The 19,108-nt window shown below is 71.9% G+C and carries 19 protein-coding genes; 9 read left to right on the top strand and 10 right to left on the bottom strand.

The features are described 5' to 3' along the window. Together ACIP98_RS10960 and ACIP98_RS10955 are read right to left on the bottom strand one after the other, a co-directional pair. Entirely contained in the window at positions 1 to 996 is a 996-nt protein-coding gene (locus tag ACIP98_RS10960) for a PHB depolymerase family esterase (protein WP_319659062.1), read from the bottom strand. A gap of 88 nt (positions 997 to 1,084) precedes the next feature. Further along, on the bottom strand, positions 1,085 to 3,031 hold the full coding sequence (locus tag ACIP98_RS10955; protein ID WP_401975047.1) for a GTP-binding protein: 1,947 nt from the start codon (positions 3,029 to 3,031) through the stop codon (positions 1,085 to 1,087). Positions 3,032 to 3,248: 217 nt separating this feature from the next. Here ACIP98_RS10955 and ACIP98_RS10950 point away from each other — a divergent pair, with 217 nt between their 5' ends. The 4 genes from ACIP98_RS10950 (at position 3,249) to ACIP98_RS10935 (ending at position 5,958) form a co-directional block, all read left to right on the top strand. Next, positions 3,249 to 3,824 carry a TetR/AcrR family transcriptional regulator gene (locus ACIP98_RS10950; protein ID WP_319659064.1) on the top strand — a complete coding sequence of 192 codons (576 nt, stop codon included), beginning with the start codon at positions 3,249 to 3,251 and terminating at the stop codon, positions 3,822 to 3,824. 105 nt (positions 3,825 to 3,929) lie between these two features. Beyond that, complete coding sequence (locus tag ACIP98_RS10945) at positions 3,930 to 4,724, top strand: oxidoreductase (RefSeq protein ID WP_319659065.1); 795 nt, start codon at positions 3,930 to 3,932, stop codon at positions 4,722 to 4,724. Positions 4,725 to 4,884: 160 nt separating this feature from the next. Then, complete coding sequence (locus ACIP98_RS10940; RefSeq protein ID WP_401975044.1) at positions 4,885 to 5,277, top strand: PPOX class F420-dependent oxidoreductase; 393 nt, start codon at positions 4,885 to 4,887, stop codon at positions 5,275 to 5,277. Positions 5,278 to 5,421: 144 nt separating this feature from the next. Further along, positions 5,422 to 5,958 carry an SRPBCC family protein gene (locus ACIP98_RS10935; RefSeq protein ID WP_401975041.1) on the top strand — a complete coding sequence of 179 codons (537 nt, stop codon included), beginning with the start codon at positions 5,422 to 5,424 and terminating at the stop codon, positions 5,956 to 5,958. Here ACIP98_RS10935 and ACIP98_RS10930 read toward each other — a convergent pair. Further along, entirely contained in the window at positions 5,943 to 6,608 is a 666-nt protein-coding gene (locus ACIP98_RS10930) for a hypothetical protein (protein WP_401975040.1), read from the bottom strand. The genes ACIP98_RS10935 and ACIP98_RS10930 overlap by 16 nt on opposite strands. A 242-nt stretch (positions 6,609 to 6,850) precedes the next feature. Here ACIP98_RS10930 and ACIP98_RS10925 point away from each other — a divergent pair, with 242 nt between their 5' ends. Both ACIP98_RS10925 and ACIP98_RS10920 read left to right on the top strand, forming a co-directional pair. Next, positions 6,851 to 7,327: an ATP-binding protein gene (locus ACIP98_RS10925; protein ID WP_401975037.1), complete on the top strand. Its 477-nt coding sequence runs from the start codon at positions 6,851 to 6,853 to the stop codon at positions 7,325 to 7,327. Then, positions 7,324 to 7,761, top strand: coding sequence for a Fur family transcriptional regulator (locus tag ACIP98_RS10920; RefSeq protein WP_319659070.1), 438 nt, complete (start codon positions 7,324 to 7,326; stop codon positions 7,759 to 7,761). Before ACIP98_RS10925 ends, ACIP98_RS10920 begins: the two co-directional genes overlap by 4 nt. A 79-nt stretch (positions 7,762 to 7,840) precedes the next feature. Here ACIP98_RS10920 and ACIP98_RS10915 read toward each other — a convergent pair whose 3' ends face one another. From ACIP98_RS10915 to ACIP98_RS10895, 5 genes are all read right to left on the bottom strand, one after another. Then, positions 7,841 to 9,685 (bottom strand): phospholipase C, encoded by a 1,845-nt coding sequence (locus tag ACIP98_RS10915; protein ID WP_401975035.1) that lies wholly within the window; start codon positions 9,683 to 9,685, stop codon positions 7,841 to 7,843. Positions 9,686 to 9,869: 184 nt separating this feature from the next. After that, positions 9,870 to 11,126 (bottom strand): iron uptake transporter deferrochelatase/peroxidase subunit, encoded by a 1,257-nt coding sequence (gene efeB / locus ACIP98_RS10910; RefSeq protein ID WP_401975033.1) that lies wholly within the window; start codon positions 11,124 to 11,126, stop codon positions 9,870 to 9,872. Beyond that, positions 11,123 to 12,319, bottom strand: a complete 1,197-nt coding sequence (locus ACIP98_RS10905) for an EfeM/EfeO family lipoprotein (protein WP_401975030.1) — start codon at positions 12,317 to 12,319, stop codon at positions 11,123 to 11,125. The genes efeB and ACIP98_RS10905 overlap by 4 nt, the downstream gene beginning before the upstream one ends. 182 nt (positions 12,320 to 12,501) lie before the next feature. Continuing rightward, positions 12,502 to 13,167: an NAD(P)H:quinone oxidoreductase gene (gene wrbA, locus ACIP98_RS10900; protein ID WP_401975027.1), complete on the bottom strand. Its 666-nt coding sequence runs from the start codon at positions 13,165 to 13,167 to the stop codon at positions 12,502 to 12,504. A 169-nt stretch (positions 13,168 to 13,336) separates the two neighbouring features. Continuing rightward, positions 13,337 to 14,725, bottom strand: coding sequence for an MFS transporter (locus ACIP98_RS10895; RefSeq protein ID WP_401975025.1), 1,389 nt, complete (start codon positions 14,723 to 14,725; stop codon positions 13,337 to 13,339). Positions 14,726 to 14,975: 250 nt separating this feature from the next. Between ACIP98_RS10895 and ACIP98_RS10890 the strand changes: the two genes are divergently transcribed. From ACIP98_RS10890 to ACIP98_RS10880, 3 genes are all read left to right on the top strand, one after another. Next, positions 14,976 to 15,653, top strand: coding sequence for a TetR/AcrR family transcriptional regulator (locus ACIP98_RS10890; RefSeq protein WP_401975022.1), 678 nt, complete (start codon positions 14,976 to 14,978; stop codon positions 15,651 to 15,653). A 180-nt stretch (positions 15,654 to 15,833) separates the two neighbouring features. Then, entirely contained in the window at positions 15,834 to 16,205 is a 372-nt protein-coding gene (locus tag ACIP98_RS10885) for a nuclear transport factor 2 family protein (RefSeq protein WP_401975020.1), read from the top strand. A 34-nt stretch (positions 16,206 to 16,239) separates the two neighbouring features. Further along, on the top strand, positions 16,240 to 16,815 hold the full coding sequence (locus ACIP98_RS10880; protein ID WP_401975018.1) for a carboxymuconolactone decarboxylase family protein: 576 nt from the start codon (positions 16,240 to 16,242) through the stop codon (positions 16,813 to 16,815). 24 nt (positions 16,816 to 16,839) lie between these two features. Here the strand turns inward: ACIP98_RS10880 and ACIP98_RS10875 are convergent, their stop codons facing one another. Then, on the bottom strand, positions 16,840 to 17,418 hold the full coding sequence (locus tag ACIP98_RS10875) for a TetR/AcrR family transcriptional regulator (protein ID WP_401975016.1): 579 nt from the start codon (positions 17,416 to 17,418) through the stop codon (positions 16,840 to 16,842). 343 nt (positions 17,419 to 17,761) lie between these two features. Next, positions 17,762 to 19,096 (bottom strand): class I SAM-dependent RNA methyltransferase, encoded by a 1,335-nt coding sequence (locus tag ACIP98_RS10870; protein ID WP_319659080.1) that lies wholly within the window; start codon positions 19,094 to 19,096, stop codon positions 17,762 to 17,764. Between the last annotated feature and the right edge of the window lie 12 nt (positions 19,097 to 19,108).

Genomic DNA, 19,108 nt, shown 5'->3' with positions numbered 1-19,108 from the left:
TCAGCCCAGCCCCCAACTCTGGCCGAGCCTCCCGGCGGCACAGAGGTTGACGTCGAGGATGTAGGCCGCCGCCGTCCCGCACTGGGTCGCACCGGTTCCGGGGTCGACGGGCTGTCCGTGCCCCATGCCGGTGATGCTGTACGTCTCCGCGACCGGCGCACCGGAGGGGTCGTTGTACGTACGGTGCGGGAAGCCGGCGACGGTGTCGCTCGCGTCGGCACTCTGGTCCGCGCCGTGGACATCCGTCCACTGCCTCACCAGGTCGTCCATGTTGGCGGGCTTGACGGTGTAGTCGGCCGTTCCCTGGAAGACGGTCAGCTTCGGCCACGGCCCCGTGTACCCGGGGTAGGCGGCGCGCACGCGGTCGCCCCACTGGTGGGGTGTCTGCGTCGCGCCGACGTACATGCACACGTACGGCGAACCCGCGGCCTGCGCGCACCCGTAGGGCAGTCCGGCGACGACCCCTCCGCCCGCGTACACGTCCGGGTACGCGGCCATCATGACCGCGGTCATGCCGCCGCCCGCGGAGAGCCCGGTCACGTAGACGCGCGCGGGGTCGGCGGCCGTGTCGGTGATCTGGCGCGCGGTCATCTGCCGGATGGACGCGGCTTCGCCCTGACCGCGGGCGATGTCGCCGGGCTGGAACCAGTCGAAGCACTGGCTGATGTTGTTGGCGGTGGTCTGGCCCGGTAGTACGACCGAGAAGCCCCACCGGTCGGCGAGGGTCGTCCATCCGCTCTGCGTCCCGTAGTCGCGGGCGTTCTGGGTACAGCCGTGCAGGGCGACGACGACGGGGCGCCCCTGGGGGAGTCCGGCGGGGACGTACCGGTACATCTTCAGCGCGCCGGGATTGCTGCCGAAGCCGGTCACCTCCTCGATCGTGCCCGCGGCCCGGGCGGTGGCGGGTGGCAGGAAGGCGGCGGCGAGCGCCGCGATCAGAACGAGCAGGACCGCGCGCAGGCGGCCCGTGCGATGTTCGGCTGCGTGTGTGGTCATGGTGTCGGACGGTAAGTGCCCCGTCCCGTGCCCGACATGGGACGGGGCACCACATCACGCGTCCCCGGCGTGGTGTCCGCGCCGCGGGTCAGGAGCGGCGTCCGTCTCCGGAGGACGGGGGAGTCGCCACCTCCTGGTAGTGGTCGAATTCGTACTCCAGCACGCCCTCGCCGCGGGTGAGCGACGGCAGCCGCTGCTCCAGGGCGTGGACGGACGCGGCGGGGATGTCGCCCTCGACGACGTACGAGGCCCCGTGCGGGGACGAGGTGCGCGGCACCGCGCGCAGCCGTCCGAGCACCGGCAGGACCGTGCCGTAGACGTCCGCCGGGATCTCGAGGCCGAAGCGGTGCACGGGCTCGTACACCCTGGTGCCGGCCTGCCGCAGGGCGCGCGCCAGCACCAGTGCGGTCAGACCGCGGAAGTCCCCGGCCGTGCTGGACATGCTCTTGTCGAAGACGGCATGGGCATGGCTCTGACGGGCGGCGTACCCGGAGTGCGTCATCGTGACCGTGCAGTCGGTGACCTGCCAGCCGTGGAGCCCGCCGCGCCGCAGCACCGCATGGACGCTCTCCTCGACGGCGCGGATGAACGCAGGGGGCATGGAGCCGAGTTCGACCTCCAGCCGGAAGTCCACGCCACTGCCGACGGGCGCGGGATCGACGCGCAGTCCAACGGTCGCCAGGAACGGGTTGGAGTCGGCGTGCAGGATCTCGACGGCGCAACCGGTGCCCTCAGGGCGTTCGATGTGGATCGTCGTCGTCTCGCGGAAGGTGACGTCCACGCCGAAATCGTCCGCCAGGGTCGCCTGGATGACCTCCTTCTGCACCTCGCCGTAGAGCGACACGGACAGCTCCCGGCGGGCGTCGTCCTGCCGCAGGTCGATGAGCGGGTCCTGTTCCGCGAGGCGGCTGAGCGCCAGGTGCAGTGCGGCCCGGTCGGCGCTCCGGCACGGGACCACGACCGTCTCCAAGGTCGGCGGGGAGAAGTGGCGGCCGCCTCCTGGTGGCGCGCTGTCCGGCTCGCCGATGGTGTCGCCGATACGGACGCCGCCGAGCCCCCACAGCCTGCCGATCCGCCCCGCGGACACCGAAGGCGACGGGGCATCGGTCCCCTGGTCGAAGACGCTGACCGCGGTGACCTTGCCCTCCTCCCCCTGTGCGCCGTAGCGCACCCGGTCCCGGACGCCGAGGGTGCCCGAGAACATGCGGACGTAGGCGATCTTCTCCCCGGCGGGCCCCCGGCCCACCTTGAAGACGGTGCCCGAAACAGGGCCCCTGGTGTCGCCCCCGGCGGCTGGCAGCAACTCGGTGATGCCGTCGACCAGGGTGTCCACGCCCGCACCGGTGATCGCGGAGCCGAAGTACACCGGGTGGACCTGTGCCCGGCGGGTCTGTTCGGCGAGCGCGGCGCGCAGCCGGCCGTACGGGAGGGCGGCCTCGTTCACATAGGCGGCGAGCAGTGCTTCGTCGCCGTCGGCGAGGACCTCGGCCAGCCGGGCCGTGAAGTCCGCGTCGTCCGCTGTGTACGCGACGGTGCGCGCGGTCCGCGTGCCCGGGTGCTCGACGCGGCACATCGCGACACTGGTGGCGGCGAGCTTGCCGGTGACGGCCCGCAGGACCGCGTCGCAGCGGGCCCCGGTGCGGTCGGTCTTGTTGACGAACACCAGGGTGGGGATGCGCAGCCGCCGCAGGGTCCGCATCAGGACGCGGGTCTGGGCCTGGACGCCCTCGACAGCCGAGACGACCAGCACAGCGCCGTCGAGAACGCCGAGCACCCGCTCGACCTCGGCGATGAAGTCGGGGTGACCGGGCGTGTCGATCAGGTTGACCGTGATGTCGCCGATCCCGAAGGAGGCGACGGCGGACTTGATGGTGATGCCGCGCTGTCGTTCCAGCGCCATGGAGTCGGTCCGGGTACTGCCGTCGTCGACGCTGCCGATCTCGTCGATGACGCCGGCGGCGTGCAGGAGCCGCTCGGTGAGGCTGGTCTTTCCGGCGTCAACATGCGCCAGGATTCCCAGGTTCAGCACGTGCATGGAACGTCGTGTCCTTCGCGTAGGCGATGATTCCCGGCTGAATGGACATCGACAGTCCCCGCATGATCACTTCTCCTGGGTCGAATCGGTCTTTCCCGGGCAGTGCAGCAGAGGGCGCGCGCGGCGGGCAACCGAATTAGGGCCGGTAGTGGCCGCAAGGGGCCCGGCCGCGAAGATTTTTTATCGATCAATCCACAACCGTGCTACGGTGGGCACCATGGGACGCACCCGGGAGTTCGACACCGATCAGGCCATCGATCGAGCGATGGACCTGTTCTGGCGCCGCGGCTATGCCGAGACGTCCCTGCAGGACCTGCTCAAGGAACTGTCGATCGGAAGCGGCAGCCTGTACTCCGCCTTCGGGTCAAAGGAGCAGCTCTACGCCAGAGCCCTGGAACGGTACTGCTCACAGCAGGCCGGGGGCCTGACGGAGATCCTGGAGAACGCGACCGAGATCCGGCCCGCGGTGCACCAGGTGCTCACGGAGATGGTCGAGGCCGATCTGGCCGACCCCAGCCGGGGGTGCCTCGTCGTCAACGCCGCCACCGAGCGCGGCGACGACCCCGACACGGTGGACCGCGTCGCGGCCGCCATGCGCTCGGTCGAGTCGGCCCTGGCGGGCGCCCTGGAACGGGCGAAGTCCCGTGGCGAACTGTCCCAGGACAAGAATCCGGTGGAACTGGCGCGCTTCCTGACCACCTTCGTCCAGGGCCTCCGCGTCGTCGGCCAGGCACGCCTCGGCCGGACGTTCACGCAGGACGCGGTCGCGACCGCGCTGCGCAGCCTGGACTGACCTCCTCCCCCGACACCCTCACCACAGTGGCGGCGCTGCACTGGCGCCCGCCCGCAGCTCACCGTACCGTCATTGTTTATCAATCAATCCAGAAAAGGACATGTCATGGAACTGCGCCTCAAGGACAAGGTCGCCGTCGTCACCGGGGCCAGCAAGGGCATCGGCCTGGCCATCGTCGAGGCGATGGGCCGGGAAGGGGTCCGCGTCGTCGCGGGCAGCCGCGGCTCCACCCCCGAACTCGACGCGCTGCGCGACACCTACGACGTCACGGTCGTCCCGGTCGACCTGTCCACCGCCGAAGGGGCCGAGACGCTGGTGCGGCGCGCCGTGGAGCAGCACGACCGGATCGACATCCTCGTCAACAACCTCGGCGGCGCGGACGCCCGTTCCGGCTTCCTGGAGGTGGGCGACGCCGAGTGGCAGCGGATCTTCGACCTGACCTTCTTCAGCGCGGTGCGCACGAGCCGCGCGGCGCTCCCGCACCTGCTCGCGGCCGAAGGCGCCTCGATCGTGAACATCAGCTCGATCAACGCCCGGCTGCCTTTTCCCATGGTCGTGGACTACTCGGCGGCGAAGGCCGCACTGACCAGCCTGACCAAGGCACTGTCGGAGGAGTTCGCGCCCCGCGGCGTGCGCGTGAACGCGGTCTCCCCGGGGCCGGTCCGCACCCCGTTCTGGACGGCCCCGGGCGCCTTCGCCGACGCCACGGCCAGCGCCGCCGGCACCACGGCACAAGAGGCCCTCGACGTGGTCGTGCCGCAGAGCATGGGCATCAGCACGGGCCGGATCACCGAGCCGCACGAGGTCGCCGACCTCGCGCTCTTCCTGGCCTCGCCGGTGGCGGCCAACATCACCGGTGCCGAGTTCCTCATCGACGGCGGCCAGAACAAGACCATCTGAGCGCCGCCCCGGAACCGCGGCCCCCGGCGAGGGGGCGACACGGGGCAGGGGCGCCCGGGCAGGCGCCGACGATGAGGCGGCAGGGGGGGGAGCCGTCCGGGGGCGGACCGGGCGACCCGTAGGCTGCGCCCGCCGGAAACCACCGCACCGAGGGATCACCGTGAAGCTCACCGCCGCACTGCTCGATCTGCTGAACCGCCCCAGCACGTGCTACCTCGCCACGACGATGCCGGACGGCTCGCCGCAGCTGACCCAGACCTGGGTCGACACCGATGGCGAGCATGTGCTCGTCAACAGCGTCCAGACCCACGTGAAAACCCGGAACATCCAGCGGGATCCGCGCGTGGCGGTGACGATCTCGGACCCCGACCACCCGTCCCGCTACTTCCAGGTCCGCGGGCGCGTGATCGAGGTGACGACCGACGGCGCCGCGGAGCACATCGAGAAGCTGTCCCAGAAGTACACGGCTGGGCCCTACGCATGGTTCGGCGGGCGTGACCAGGTGCGCGTCCTCTTCGTCATCGCTCCGGAGAGCATCAGCGGCACGGGCTGACCCCACCGCCACCCCACCGTCACCTCAGCGCCGGCGGTTGCCCGGCGAACTTCGTCTCACCCGTTCGAGAGCACTGCTCTTGACTCTGATCAATGCACCACGAGAGCATTGCTCACATTCCGAAGCGTGCGTCAACGTTCATGAATGGGGTTCGCCATGAAACTGCTCTACCACGGCCCGAGCCGGCAGGTCCTCCACGACCAGCTCGCCAAGCGCCGGCGCATCGACGCCGACGCGCCGGTCGTGAGCATGTCCGAGGTGCGGATCGAGGCGCCGCCGGAGCGGGTCCGGCGGATCATCGCCGACCCCTCCGGCCGGTCGTCCGTGCCGCCCGGCCGCCGTGTCGTGCGGCTCGACGACGGCGCGACCCGCGGCGCCGAGTTCATCTGGGCCATGGGCCGGAAAAACATCAGGTCCCGCTTCGCCGTGGTCGACGAGGGGCGAGAGCTCACCCGGACCGGCGTCGCCTTGGGCGTCAAGGCGGTGGACCGCCAGGTGCTCACGGCGACGCCGGACGGCGGGACCGCCCTGCGCATCGAGGAGTCGATGGCGGCCCCGCTCGTCCGCCTCCTGTTCAGTTCCCGCAAACTCAGTGCGCAGCACGGGATACGGCCGGCCGCCGTCAAGGCCGCCGCGGAGGCCCGGGCTCGTGCCGGGGCGGGTGCTCAGCCGCGCGGATAGCCGATCTGCTCGATGTCCTTGACGAGATCGGCCGGGTCCACGTCCGGGTTGAGCGCAGCGATCACGTCGTCGGTCAGCGGGCGCAGGTCATGGACATGTCGGACGGCCTCCAGGTCGACCGCGCGCTCGTAGTAGTCCTCGGCGAACTCCCGATAGGCCTCTGCCGAGCGGTCGGCCAGCAAAGCGAAAAGAGCGCCCGCACCGTCCGGGTCGTCCGTCCCGCCCTCGGGGAAGTCGATCGTCCCCGCCCGCCACGCGTCGTCCTGCGGCTGCCGCCACATACAGACGGTCACCACCGGAGTGCCGTCCTCGTCCGAGAACGCCGGCTCATCGACGTACGGGCGGAAGACCTCGGGCACCTCGTCGAGGACACCCGGCCAGGGGCCGTCCGCCACATAGGGGCTCATGTGCGAGTCATGGGCGAACCCGCAGACGTAGGCGCCCGCCGGCGAGAAGACGATCGCGTACTCGTCGCCTGAGCCGTTCCGCATCGAGGCCATTTCCTCGGTCCCGGACCACCGGGAGTCGAAGGAGTAGTAACGGTCCGCCCACTCGGGGCTGAGGATCGCATCCAGCATGGCCAACGCACGGCAGTGGTCACGGAGTACAGGGATGCCGGGCAGACGCCGGGCGGTGTCGTGAACGGTCATGCCCACATCCAAGAGCATGCCGTCGGCGGACCCGCACCCGCCCACGGCAATGCCGACCGCCGGCCGACCCCGGATTCCGGACACCTCCGCGAACCATGACGTGGAGTAATCATCTGGCGCTCTCCAGCAAATGGAGCGACACCTATCGAGGAGGTAGTCACTTCACTTGACCCACTCCAGAAAAGTGGTAATGTCGCATTTGAGGCTTCCTTGCCCATCCATCCCCTGGGCAGGTGTTGATCATGGACGCCGCACTCCTTCCCTCCCAGATCCCTTGTTCCGGCGACCACGGACCGCAGTCCACGCCGTCCGCGGCCGTGGGCTCCTGGGCCCTGCCCTGGTCCAGTCAGGCCTGCCACCATGCGCGCGCGGCGGTCCGCGGGGCGCTGCACCAGTGGGGCCTGGACGATGTCGCGGACACCGCGGAACTCCTGGTCAGCGAACTGGTCGGCAACGCTCTGCGGCACGCTCGCGCACCGCTGGCGCTCAACTGCGTGCTCCTGGGCGAGACCGTGTGCTGCGTCGTCATCGACGGAACTCCGGACCTGCCCCAGGTCATGAGGGCCGGTTCCGAGGACGAGAGCGGGCGCGGGCTGGCGCTCGTGGAACAGCTCTCCGCACGCTGGGGCTCCGACAGCACCCCCGTGGGCAAGGCCGTGTGGTTCGAGCTGCACCGCCGGCCCGATGGGTCCCCGGCCGGCACGGAGAGTCACCGGTGACCGCCGTCGAACCCATGGCCGCCGCCACCGCCCGGCTGCGCGCGGCGGGGTTGCGGGTGACGGCGCAGCGCATCGCGTTGCTCATGGCCGTGGACGAGTCATCTGGCCACGCCGACGCCGAGACCCTGCGTGAGGTGGCCGGCCGTGTCACGGGAGGCCTCTCCCTGCAGGCCACCTACAACGTCCTGCGCGCCCTCGTGGACGCGGGGCTCGTCCGTTGCACCCTGATCCCGGGCCACCCCGGCCGGTACGAGACCGAGAGCGGCGACAACCACCACCACTTCGTCTGCCGGTCCTGCGGCAGCATCCGCAACGTGAAGTGCGCCGTGGGCCGTGCGCCGTGCCTGGACCCCGGTCTCCCCGACACGTACACGGTCGACGAGGCCGCCGTCACCTTCTGGGGGCGGTGCCCCGACTGCGCCGTGGCGGACTGACGCCGAACACGAACGGAGGGCCCGCCTCCACAGCGGGCCCTCCGTCACGGCGACCGTCGCATCGGCCGGCGCGGCCGCGTCAGGCGGCGGTGCGCCGGTTGCGCCGGACCGTGAACCAGGTGCCGGTGCCACCGGCGGCCAGCAGCGCGCCGACGGCCAGGCCCACCGGCAACGCCGGGAACGCCGGGGCGTCGCTGGTCGCGGCGGTGGTCCTCATGGCCGGCCCCGGCGTGATGCTGGTGCGGACCGGTGCCACGTGCCGGATCGGGCCGTAGGACTTGACCGAGCCGTCCGTGTTCAGCACCAGTTGCTTGTTGTTCGGGTGCCGGAAGTCGAACATGCCCGTGAGCGAGCCGGCCGTGGCGTCGAAGGAGTGGTCCCCGACCCGCCCGGTGCGCCAGTTGTCCTCGACGAAGCGGATGATCGAGGACTGGTCCGTCAGCGTGTGGTCCACCTTGTTGACCTTGCTGTACGGGGAGACGACCAGGAGCGGCTGACGGGTGCCCGGCCCGCAGCGGTCCGCGTAGCCGCCCGCGGCCTTGGGGCCTGCCTGGCACGCGGGGCTGTCGGTGGTCTTGCCGTTGGAACCGACCGTGGTGTCCTTCGAGCCGTTGCGCGGCTTGACGAAGGTGTGGTCGTACCAGCCGTCGGAGTCGTCGTACGCGACGACGACAGCGGTGGAGCTCCACTGCGGCGACTGCTGCACGGCGTTGATCTGCTGGACGAGGAAGTGCTGCTCGTCGATCGGGTCGGAGTAGGCGCCGTGGCCGTCCTGGTACTCGGGCGCCTTGACGAAGCTCACGGAGGGCAGCTTGCCCGCCTTGAGGACCGCGTCGAAGTCCGAAAGGTCGTAGTTGTGGTTGGCCTGGCCGTTGTGCCCGATCTCGTCGACGCTCTTGGGCGGCAGGTGGTGCGGGTTGGACGTCGACTTGAAGTACTCGAACGGCGAGTGGTGCGGGCTGTAGTCCACGACCGCCGCGCCGCCGATGTTGGCGTGCGTGGTGTCGCACTTGGCGTAGTCGCCCTGCTTGCCGTCCCACGCGGTGGAGGGCCGGAAGCCGCCCTGGAACCAGCCCCAGCTGACGTTCTTGGCGTTGAGCAGGTCGCCGATGTTGCGGCCCTGCATCGCGCCGAGCGCGTTGGTGCTGGTGTGGTCCTTGTCGGAGCAGTCGTCGTAGGCCGGGTCCGGGTCGTTGATGACCGTGCCGACGCCCTTGGAGTTCGGGGAGGCAACGGTGTAGGCGTCCGGCGTGGACGTCTGCTTCGGGTGCTCGGTGCCCGTGGCCGGGTCGACGGAGATGACGCCGTGCGTCTGACCCGCGATCAGGCTGAGCGCGCCGGGGGTGGACGGGCCGTAGACCGAGCTGAAGGAGCGGTCGCCCAGGGTGTAGTGCTGGGCGTAGTTCCACAACGCGGTGACGGTGTTGCCGTCGTAGTAGTCCATCACCAGGCCGGGCTCGCCGAAGAGGCCGCCGCTGCAGGTGTCCACGTTGGTGTTCTGCACGAACTGGTCGGCCTTGCCGCCGTTGTAGGCGTACTGCTCCGGCCCGTAGTTGTGGTTCTGGTCGCAGGTCAGCGCCTGCGAGGAGGCCAGCCGCTTCGGCGCGTACTGGTTGGGGTTCTTCGTCAGCAGCCCGGCGTGCGCCAGGGTGTCGACGTCCCGGGGGGTGTTCTTGGCCGCCGTGAATGTGGTGCCGTCGGTGTTGGCGGCCTTGGGGTAGGTGCCGAAGTAGTGGTCGAACGAGACGTTCTCGTCGAAGAGGACGACCACGTGCTTGATGGGCGTGGCCGTCGAGGGGGCGGGATGGTGCCTGGTGGGTGTCGCGGCCCAGGTGGCCGCGCTCCCGCCGAGCACGGTGAGCGCGGCGGCGCCCGCAAGCGCCCCCAGGCTCCGCATCGCCGCTCGTCTCTTCCTGCTGATCATGTTCTCTCACGCTCCGCGGAGGATCGTTGCCTTGGCGTACGTTCTCGGATACTCCGCCCGAAGAACGGCCTGAGACCGGAGCGTTGATGGCCACGGGATGAACACAGGGTCAGGGAAGCCGGGCCAAAACTTGACCACCAGTTGACCTGGGGCACCTGTGGCGCCCGGACGGTGCGGGCAGGGTTCAGCCGAGCAGGGCGCGCCCGTACCAGTCGTCCGCGTCCCGCACACCGGGCAGGGCGAAGAAGTAGCCTCCGCCGAAGGGCTTGATGTAGTCCACGAGCGGTTCGCCCGCCAGACGGTGCTGCACGGCCTCGAACTGGCGGGCCAGGTCCTGCTGGTAGCTGCAGAAGATCAGGCCCATGTCGAGGTTGCCGTTGGAGTCCGCGCCCCGGTCGTAGTTGTAGGGGCGCCGCAGGATGCGCTGGTCGGAGGTGCCCGCGGTGCGGGGGTTGGCGAGCCGGATGTGGCTGTCCAGGGGTATGACGTCGCCCTTGGGGTCGTCCGCGTAACGGGGGGCGTCCCGCTCGTGGTTGCCGTCGAGCGGCGCCCCGGACTCCCGGGCCCGGCCGAACATCCGCTCCTGCTCCGGGAGCGAGACCCGGTCCCAGAACTCCACGAGCATCCGGATCAGCCGGACCACCTGGTAGCTTCCGCCGACCGCCCAGTCCGGCTCACCGGCGCCCTGCCCCACCCACACCAGGCGGTCCATCTCGCGGGCGTCGGAGGGGTCCGGGTTGGCCGTGCCGTCCCTGAACCCCAGGAGGTTGCGCGGGGTGCCGGCAGGGCGCGGCGGGCTGCTGAATCCGTCCAGCCGCCAGCGGACCTGCATGCCGCCGCGGGTGTGCCGGGTGATGTCGCGCAGCGCGTGCAGCACGGTGTCCGTGTCGTCCGCGTGCAGTTGCAGGCTGACGTCGCCGTGGCACCACTCGGGCAGCAGGTCGTCGTCGGGGAATGCGGGCATCGCCGTCAGCCGCCGGGGCCTGCGGTCGCCGAGGCCGAAACGGCCGTCGAAGAGGGAGCCGCCGACGCCCACGGTCACCGCGAGCGCGCCGGCGGGCACCCGCTCCCCGAGCAGCCCTGAATCGGCGGGCGGTCCGGTGATGCCGACCGGTCGCGGCAGACCGCCGGAGGTGAGCGCGCGGGCGCGGTCGGTGAGCGTGCGCAGCAGGTCGGTCAGCTCGGCACGGGTGCCGGCGGTCACGTCGAGGGCGGTGACCGCGGTGACCCGGCGCGCGGCGGCGATCACCGACTGCTGGTGCCTGCCGTGGAACGGGGCGACGGGTGTGCCGGCGGCTTCGCCGTCACCGCCCGCGCCGTCCTCGCCGGCGGGGGGCGGCGCGGCGGCGCCGGCGGCGAGCCCGGCACCGGCCAGAGCCGCGCCGCGCAGGAAGCCGCGCCGTCCGACTCCCCCGCCGCCCGGTCGCCCCGCGGAGCTCACACCGTCCTCCGCGGCTCGCACAAGGTGGCCACCGACGCCAGCCGTTCGACCAGTCCGTCCAGGGCCGCGTCGACCTTCTCCCGCTGGGCGCGGGTCAGCCGGGACAGCGGGGTCCACTCGCCGTCCGGGGCGAGCCCGTCCAGGGTGTCCTGCGTCTCGTCCAGTTCGCGGTCCAGCTCCGGCAGTTCCGGGTACCGCGTCGACAGCAGGGGGCGCAGCCGGGACAGGACCTCGCGGGTGCCGTCGAGGTTGGCACGGGCGGTGGCCAGATTGCTGCCGCTGCCGTAGTCGGTCCGTCCGGTCAGCTCGAACTGCACGGTGTTCTCCAGGATCTCGTGTGCCCGCAGGCCGAGTTGGGCCGGGTCCATGCGGGTCTGCGACCAGCTGTCGCGCAGCGCGGTGACGGCTGCCACCAGGGCACCGGCCGGGGCGCGCAGGCTGCCCGCGGACCGGCCGTGCCACAACCCGTACTCGATGCGGTGGAAGCCGGTGAAGGACGGGTCGCCGACGCCGCCGGGCAGGCCCGCGTCCGTCCCGTTGATCTGCCCGTCCGCGTCGCCGAAGGCGTCGTAGGCGGCGCCGAGCCGCTCGTACTCCAGGTGCGCGGGCAGCCAGGCCCTCCGCGCCGCGGCAAGATCCCCGCGGTCGACGGCGTCGCGCACGTCCCCGGTGAGCCGCACCACGCGGTCGAGGCCTCCGGCGACCCACTTCTGGTAGGCGATGGACGGCGGGATCAGGTCCTGCCGGCTGACGGGGGCGGCCGCGGGGCCGCCCTGGCCCGACGTGACACGGACCGTGGGCCCGGTGATCGCGTCGCCGTCGTCGGGTACGCACCGGAAGGCGTACGCGCCCTTGCCGAGGTCGACGGTCAGCGAACGGGTCGTGCCGGGGCCCACGCCCTCGACCTCGCCGTACACGGCCCTGGTCGCCGGGTCCTCCAGGTAGACCTCGGAGGCCACGTCGGAGGTGTTGCGCAGGTCGAAGACCTGAAGGCCGGGCCGGGCGTCGTGCCAGCCGTGGCCGCAGGCGCCGCGCGACACCTCGACGGTGGTGTGCCGCGGTCCTGCCGCGGTCGTGGTCGTGGCGGGCGGAACCTGCCAGGGGACGACGGCGGCGAAGACGGCGAGCACCACCACGAGACCCGTGGCGCCCCACAGGCGGGACGAGCGCGACCCGGGGCCGGGCAAGGGCATTCCGGGCCTCCCCCGGTGTCGTACGGTGCGTTGATCACCTCATGCTAGGCAGCGGAATCAGGCCAAAACGTTTCCCAGAGGAATCGATGACCAAGAGTTCCCTCCTGGTTCACCCGGCCCGCCGCACATACGCGAAGGCCGCCGCCCCCGGAGGGACGGCGGCCTTCGGCCGACCGGGAAGGTCAGAGGGAGCCACCGGGCTTGAGCGCGGCGGCGATGCGGGTCACGCGGGCACCCAGGTACTGGGCGGCCTCCAGACGAGCGGCGTCCGGGAGGTCGGCACCGTTGTTGGAGGGGTGCGAGGGGCCGTAGGGGTTGCCACCGGCCGCGAAGAGCAGCGGGTCCGTGTAGCCGGGGGACGCGATGAGTCCACCCCAGTGATAGAAGGTGTTGTTGATCGCCAGGATGGTGCTCTCCTGGCCGCCGTGGGCGTTGGCCGCGGAGGTGAAGGAGGCGTAGACCTTGTTCGCCAGCTTGCCCTGGGCCCACAGCGGGCCGGTCTGGTCGAGGAACTGCTTGAGCTGCGCGGCCGGCAGGCCGAAGCGGGTCGGCGAGCCGACGAGCACGGCGTCAGCCCACTCGAGGTCGTCGTTGGTGGCCTCGGGGATCTCCTGCGAGACGCGGTGGTTCTCGGCCCACACGGGGTTGCTGTTGATCGCGGCCTCGGGCGCGAGCTCCGCCACGCGACGCAGCCGGACCTCCGCCCCCTCCTTCTGCGCGCCCTCGGCGATCGCCTGCGCCAGGCTCCGCACCGAGCCGGTGGCCGAGTAGTAAATGATCGAGACGCGTGTCACGTGTATCGCTCCTTGCTGTGCCGGATCTTGCGGGCAGGACACCGCCCTCCGCATGGTTGAACGTTAAACGACTATGCCGCAATCCGCCAGTTCCGGCATCGGAAGTGGCACGCGTCTCACCGCACACGGCGCCCTCGCCGCGAGCGGACGCCGCGCGGCACCCTCGGGACCCGGCAGAACCGTCCGCCCAACGGCCCATTCGGGCCCCCGATGTGACGCCACATCAGGCAGCGGCCGCGGCCTCGGCGATCTGCTCCGCGCTCGGCGCGATCCTGGGTGAGGCGAGGGTCACCAGCACATTGACCACGGCGAAGGCGGCCGCGACGAGCAGCCCGCGGTGGAAGCCCTCGACCAGAGCCTGCTGCGGCGCCGTGCCGTCGGCGAGCGCGGCGTCGGCACGCGAGACGGACAGGGTCGTCGCGAGGGCCAGCCCCAGCGCGCCGCCGACCTGGTAGAAGGCGGTGACCACGCCAGAGGCCGCACCCGCCTCGTGGTGCTCGACGTCCACGACCGCCGCGATCTGGGCGGGGACGCCGACGGCGATGATGCCGGCCCCGAAAAGGATGAGCCCCGGCAGCAGGTGCGAGGCGTATCCGCTGTCCGCGCCCGTCCGGGCGAGCAGCAGCAGGCTCAGCGCACTGAGCACGGCGCCGGACAACTGGACGGTGCGCGTGCCGAAGCGGTGCACCAGCGGAGGGGTCACCACGGCGACGAGGATGGCGGCGGCACCCATCGGCAGGATCTCCATACCGGTCCTCAGCGCCGAGGCGCCACGGACCTGCTGCAGGTAGATCGCGGTCAGGAAGAACATCGCCAGGAAGGCCGCGCCGTTGAGGGCCAGGGCGCCGCTGGACGAGCTGAGGGCGCGGGAACGGAAGAGCCGCAGCGGCACCAGGGGCGCCGCGGAACGGGCCTCGACCGCGACGAAGGCGGCCAGCAGGGCCACCCCCGCGACGAGGCAGACGACCACCTCGGCCGAGCCCCAGCCCACCGGCTCGGCGCGTACCACGCCGTAGACCACGGCCAGCAGTCCCGCGGTGCTCAGGCCCGAGCCCAGGACGTCGAATCCGCGGCCCGCCTGCCGTGCCGTGGCGCGGATGATCAGCGGGGTGGCCGCGATCAGGGCCACGACGACGGGGACGTTGACGAAGAAGACCCAGCGCCAGCCGAGGGAGTCGACGAGCAGTCCGCCGGCCACCACGCCCAGCGTGCCGCCGAGGCCCGCCAGGCCGCCCCACACGCCCATGGCGATGTTCCGCTGCCTGCCGTGCGCGAAGGTGACGGTCAGGATCGACAGCGCCGCCGGGGACATCAGCGCCCCGCCCAGCCCCTGCACCGCCCGGGCGGCGATCAGCTCACCGGGGGTGTCGGCCAGGCCGGCGACGAGCGAGGTGACGCCGAAGAGGGCGAGGCCGGCGAGGAAGACCCGCCGGGAGCCCAGCAGGTCGGCGGCGCGGCCGCCGAGCAGCAGGAACCCGCCGAACAACAGGGTGTACGCGCTGATGACCCACTGGAGGCCGTCGGTGGTGAAGTCCAGATCGCTCTGGATGTGGGGCAGTGCGACGTTCACGATCGTCACGTCGAGCACCACGGTGAATTGTGCGAGGGCCAACACCGTCAGGGTCGCCCAAGGGCTGCGCCGCATGGAATTCCTCGTCAGAACGGGAGAACGGGAGGGTGGGACAGGGGAGTTGCCACCCCTTCGAATGCCGCGCCCCGGACCGGGAACAGGACGGAACCGTTCCGGGGAAGCGATGTTTACAGCGTAAGCATAGGCATGAGATTACAGCGTAAACAAGCATGTCCTCACGCAAGCGCCCTCACATGTACGCTGTAAACCCGGTCGGTCAGGGAGGTCGCGCATGGAGTCACCGCGAAAGCGCCTGGACCGCGACGTCCTCGTGACCACGGCCCTCGCCCTCGCCGACGCGGAAGGACTGACCGCCGTCACCACGCGCCGCGTGGGCCAGGAGCACGGGGTCTCGCCGATGGCCCTCTACCGGCACTTCCGCGACAAGGACCAGATCCTCGACGCCATCGCCGAGCGCCTGCTGTCCGAGGTCCGGCTCCCCGAACCGGACGACCGCGCCTGGGACGTCCAGTTGCACGACGTGCTCACCGCACTGCTCACCGTTCTGCGCCCGCACGCCGCGGCGGCCGGGCTCGTCACCACCCGCATCCTGGGCTCGCCGCCGGGGCTCGCCATCGCGGAGCGGACCCTGGAACTGCTGGCCGGCGCCGGCTTCGGGGTCGATCAGGGCGCGGAGATCGCGAGCCAGTCCCTGTGCTCGATGGTCACGCTCGTCGTGACCGAACCGGGGCGCGTCCAGACCGAGGACCCGCTGGCCCGGGAGGACGCGGTCCGGGCGAAGCGGGCGTCACTGGAGTCGCTCTCCGCCGAGCGCTACCCGCACGTCGTCGCCGCGGCGGGCGCACTGGCGTCCTGCGCGAGCGACGACGTCTACTACGCGCACGGCGTCGAGCTCCTCGTCGCCGGAATTCGCGGCGTCCGCACCGGGACACCCACCCCCGCCGCCTGACGCGGGGCCGCTCCGACGCCACGGCGACCACCGGAGCTCACTCCAGGGCCGGCCGCGCGCTGCCGCGCGCTATGACCGGCCTCACGTTGGTACCGGACTCGCGGGTCCGGTACCGTTCCGGTCATCCGGACCTTCGAGTCCATATCTCTGTGCACCGCCTCTCGGAAGGACACACGAGCGATGACCCACGCACGGATCAGCGAAGCCCTCACGGCCCTGGTGTTCGAGCCCCGACTCCCCCTGGACGAGGCCCTGGACACGTACTACGCCCCCGACTACACCCACCGCAGCGACGGCACGACCATGGACCGCGCGGAGTTCGCCGCCATGGTCGCCCGCACCCGCGCCGGGATCACCCGGGGCACCGTGACCGTGCTCGACGAACTGCGGGACGGCTCCGCCTACGCCGAACGGCACGTCTTCGAGATCACCCTGGCGGACGGCTCCACCCAGCACCGGGAGATCGCCGTCTTCGGCACATTCGCCGAGGACGGCAGGTTCCGGCACCTGAGCGAGACGGGCTTCAGCGTCGCCCCGGACCCTGCCGCCTGATCCGCCCGTCCCACCCCTGCGAACGGAGAACCACATGCCCCGCCTGGCGAACCCCGACCCCGACACGCTCCCCGCCGACGTACGCGAATTCCTCTCCTTCCTCCCACCGGACCCGCTGGTCAAGATGCTGTCCCACGCGGCCGGCACGGTGCGGCCCTTCATCGAGCTCGCCAAGGCGCAGTTCACCTCGCTCGAACTGCCCGCCCGCTCGCGGGAGCTGGTGATCCTCACGGTGGCCGCGTACGCGGACTGCGCCTTCGTCGCGGCTCAGCACGAGCCGATGGCGCAGGCCGCCGGTGTCGACGAAGCAACCCGCCGGCTCATCGCCGACCGGGAACCGGAGAGCCCCGGCCTGTCCCCGTACGACCGGGCGGTCGTCCGCCTCACCGCAGAGGTGGTGCGGCACCCGCGGGTGTCCGACGAGATCTTCGGGGAGGCACGGCGGTTCCTCAGCGCGCGCGAACTCGTCGAGGTACTGCAGGTGGCGGGCTACTACTGGTCGTTCAGCCGGGTGTGCACCGTGCTCGACGTCGAGATCACGAAGGTGTACGGCGCCGGGGAACCCCTGCTGTCCGACGACGCCCCCGGCCCCGGCGCCGACGCGCAGTGACCCGAGGGCGCCCGGCGTCCGCGCTCAGGGCCGCAGTGCCTGGAGCACCAGTTCCCCGTAGCGCCGCCACACCGCCGGATCGCGTTCCGCGACGGTCATGAGCTGCAGGGCCGCACCGCACAGGATGACGCGCAGATCCAGCAACGTCGCGTCCTCACGGACCGTCCCGGACACCTTGGCCGCCTGCATCAACTCCGTCAGCACGGTCAGGACCGAGCCGGCCGCGGGCGAGGTCGCCTCCGCCAGCCGTCCGGCCAGCAGCCGGTCGCGGGCCAGGTTCTCGAAGAGCCGCAGCACATAGGCGTGGAACGCGCGCTCGGGGCCGGTCTCGCCGAGCGCGGCCTCCGTGTCCCGCTTGAGCTCCTCAAGGCGCAGTTGCGCGATCGCCTCGACCAGATCCTCCTTGGCCGGGAAGCTCCGGTACACCGTGGCCTTGCCGACCCCCGCCCGGGCCGCGATCTGCGGCACGGTGGCCTGCGGGCCGAACTCGGCGAACACCTCGATCGCGGCCGCCACGACCCGCTCGTGATTCCGGCGTGCGTCCGCCCGCCTCAGCGGTGCCGCCTGCGCCGGTTCCCCCGGCCGGGCCTCGGAAGTCTGCATGCCACCAGTCTGCACGTCCTGCCCGGTGGACCGTGCGAGGCCGCCGCCCGGCCCCGGCCCGGCACCCCGCGGTCACGGCCGGTGACGCGGATCACGTCCGGAACCGCATCGGCACGGCCGGGAGGGACCTCCCACGCGAACGACAACGGCCGCTCGGCGCCCCGCCCGTGACGGCCGGTCGGACGCGGTCGCGCCGGAGGGGTTGCTCCCGGGAACACGTCCCGATCCGCCGGCCGGCCGGTCCGGCGCCCGCCGGAACCGGCGTCACGGGGCGTCGTCCCGCGGGGGGACGCCGACCGCAACGCCCGCGGCGCGTCATGGCACGCCCGCACAGGACAGCGGGTCAGGAAGGTTCGGGCGCGGGCTCCAGAATCGCGACGCACTCCACGTGGTGCGTCATCGGGAAGAGGTCGAACGCCCGCATGCGCCGCGGGACATAGCCGGCTTCGCCGAACCAGCGCAGGTCGCGGGCGAGGGCGGCGGGGTCGCAGGCGACGTAGGCGATGCGGCGGGGGCCCAGGGAGGCGACGTGGCGGACGGTCGCGTGGCCCGCGCCGGTGCGGGGCGGGTCGAGGACGACGAGGTCGGCCTCGGTGATGCCGGTGCGGGGCAGGACGGTCTCGACCTTGCCCTGTTCGATGCGGACCCGGTCGAGGTCGCCGAGATTGTGGCGGGCGTCCTCCACCGCGCGCTTGCCGGACTCGATGCCGAGCACGGCACCGGTCTCGCCGACGCGCTCGGCCAGGGCGCCGGCGAACAGGCCCACCCCGCAGTACAGGTCGAGGGCGGTCTCGCCCTTGCGGGGCGTGAGGCCCTGCATGACGGCCTCGACCAGGAGCTCGGCGGCCATCGGGTGGACCTGCCAGAAGCCGCCGGACCCGACGCGCCAGGTGCGGTCGTCGGCCCGTTCGCGGACGAAGCCGCGGCCGTGGACGCGGTGCACACCGCCCTGCTCGTCGACCCGCATGACCGACACCGGCCGGTCGAGCTCCACGATGGGCAGCCGGCCGCCGGGACGCGGCGTGACGATGACCTGCCGGTCGGAGGAGCCGGTGGCGGAGATCGCCTCGACGGTGGCGATGCCCGGCCAGTCGCGGGACTCCACGCCCAGCTCGGAAACGCCCGGGGCGGCGATCAGGCAGCGGTCGATCCGCTCGACCTCGTGGGAGCGGTGGCGGCGCAGGCCCGCGTGCCCCTCGGCGTCGACGGCGTACTGGACGCGGGTGCGCCAGGCCGGGACCTCGCCCTTGGCGACCTTGTCGCCCGGCGCGGGCTCCACGGTGCCGTCCCAGCCGGCCTCCTGCGGGGTGAGGCCGCCGAGCCGCTCCAGCTGCTCGGTGATGACCTGGACCTTCAGCCGCCGCTGCGCGCCGGGCGCCGCGTGCTGCCAGTCGCAGCCCCCGCACTTGCCCGGTCCGGAGAAGGGGCAGGGCGCCTCGACCCGGTCAGGGGAGGCCTGGAGGATCTCCACCGCGTCGGCGCGCAGGAAGCGGGAGTCCGGGCCGCCCTCGGTGACCTCGGCGATCACGCGCTCGCCGGGGAGGGCGTGCCGGACGAACAGCACCTGGCCCTCGTGGCGGGCGACGCAGTGACCGCCGTGCGCGACGGGGCCGACCTCGACCTCGTAGCGCTCGCCGACGAGGGCGTCGGCCTCAGGGGCCTTCGTACGGTGCTGCATCTCGGAACGGGC

Source organism: Streptomyces sp. NPDC088354 (assembly GCF_044753585.1).
Lineage (GTDB): Bacteria > Actinomycetota > Actinomycetes > Streptomycetales > Streptomycetaceae > Actinacidiphila.
Note: the sequence above shows the minus strand (reverse complement) of the source record. Positions and strands in the feature narration are given on the sequence as shown.

Coding starts and splice junctions, on each gene's coding strand:
- ACIP98_RS10905 (WP_401975030.1), bottom strand. CDS start 12,319: ATGCCCTTGCCCGGCCCCGGGTCGCGCTCGTCCCGCCTGTGGGGCGCC.
- ACIP98_RS10875 (WP_401975016.1), bottom strand. CDS start 17,418: ATGCAGACTTCCGAGGCCCGGCCGGGGGAACCGGCGCAGGCGGCACCG.
- ACIP98_RS10870 (WP_319659080.1), bottom strand. CDS start 19,096: ATGCAGCACCGTACGAAGGCCCCTGAGGCCGACGCCCTCGTCGGCGAG.
- ACIP98_RS10950 (WP_319659064.1), top strand. CDS start 3,249: ATGGGACGCACCCGGGAGTTCGACACCGATCAGGCCATCGATCGAGCG.
- ACIP98_RS10885 (WP_401975020.1), top strand. CDS start 15,834: ATGACCCACGCACGGATCAGCGAAGCCCTCACGGCCCTGGTGTTCGAG.
- wrbA (WP_401975027.1), bottom strand. CDS start 13,167: ATGCGGAGGGCGGTGTCCTGCCCGCAAGATCCGGCACAGCAAGGAGCG.
- ACIP98_RS10945 (WP_319659065.1), top strand. CDS start 3,930: ATGGAACTGCGCCTCAAGGACAAGGTCGCCGTCGTCACCGGGGCCAGC.
- ACIP98_RS10880 (WP_401975018.1), top strand. CDS start 16,240: ATGCCCCGCCTGGCGAACCCCGACCCCGACACGCTCCCCGCCGACGTA.
- ACIP98_RS10925 (WP_401975037.1), top strand. CDS start 6,851: ATGGACGCCGCACTCCTTCCCTCCCAGATCCCTTGTTCCGGCGACCAC.
- ACIP98_RS10955 (WP_401975047.1), bottom strand. CDS start 3,031: ATGCACGTGCTGAACCTGGGAATCCTGGCGCATGTTGACGCCGGAAAG.
- ACIP98_RS10930 (WP_401975040.1), bottom strand. CDS start 6,608: ATGACCGTTCACGACACCGCCCGGCGTCTGCCCGGCATCCCTGTACTC.
- ACIP98_RS10890 (WP_401975022.1), top strand. CDS start 14,976: ATGGAGTCACCGCGAAAGCGCCTGGACCGCGACGTCCTCGTGACCACG.
- ACIP98_RS10935 (WP_401975041.1), top strand. CDS start 5,422: ATGGGGTTCGCCATGAAACTGCTCTACCACGGCCCGAGCCGGCAGGTC.
- ACIP98_RS10915 (WP_401975035.1), bottom strand. CDS start 9,685: ATGATCAGCAGGAAGAGACGAGCGGCGATGCGGAGCCTGGGGGCGCTT.
- ACIP98_RS10960 (WP_319659062.1), bottom strand. CDS start 996: ATGACCACACACGCAGCCGAACATCGCACGGGCCGCCTGCGCGCGGTC.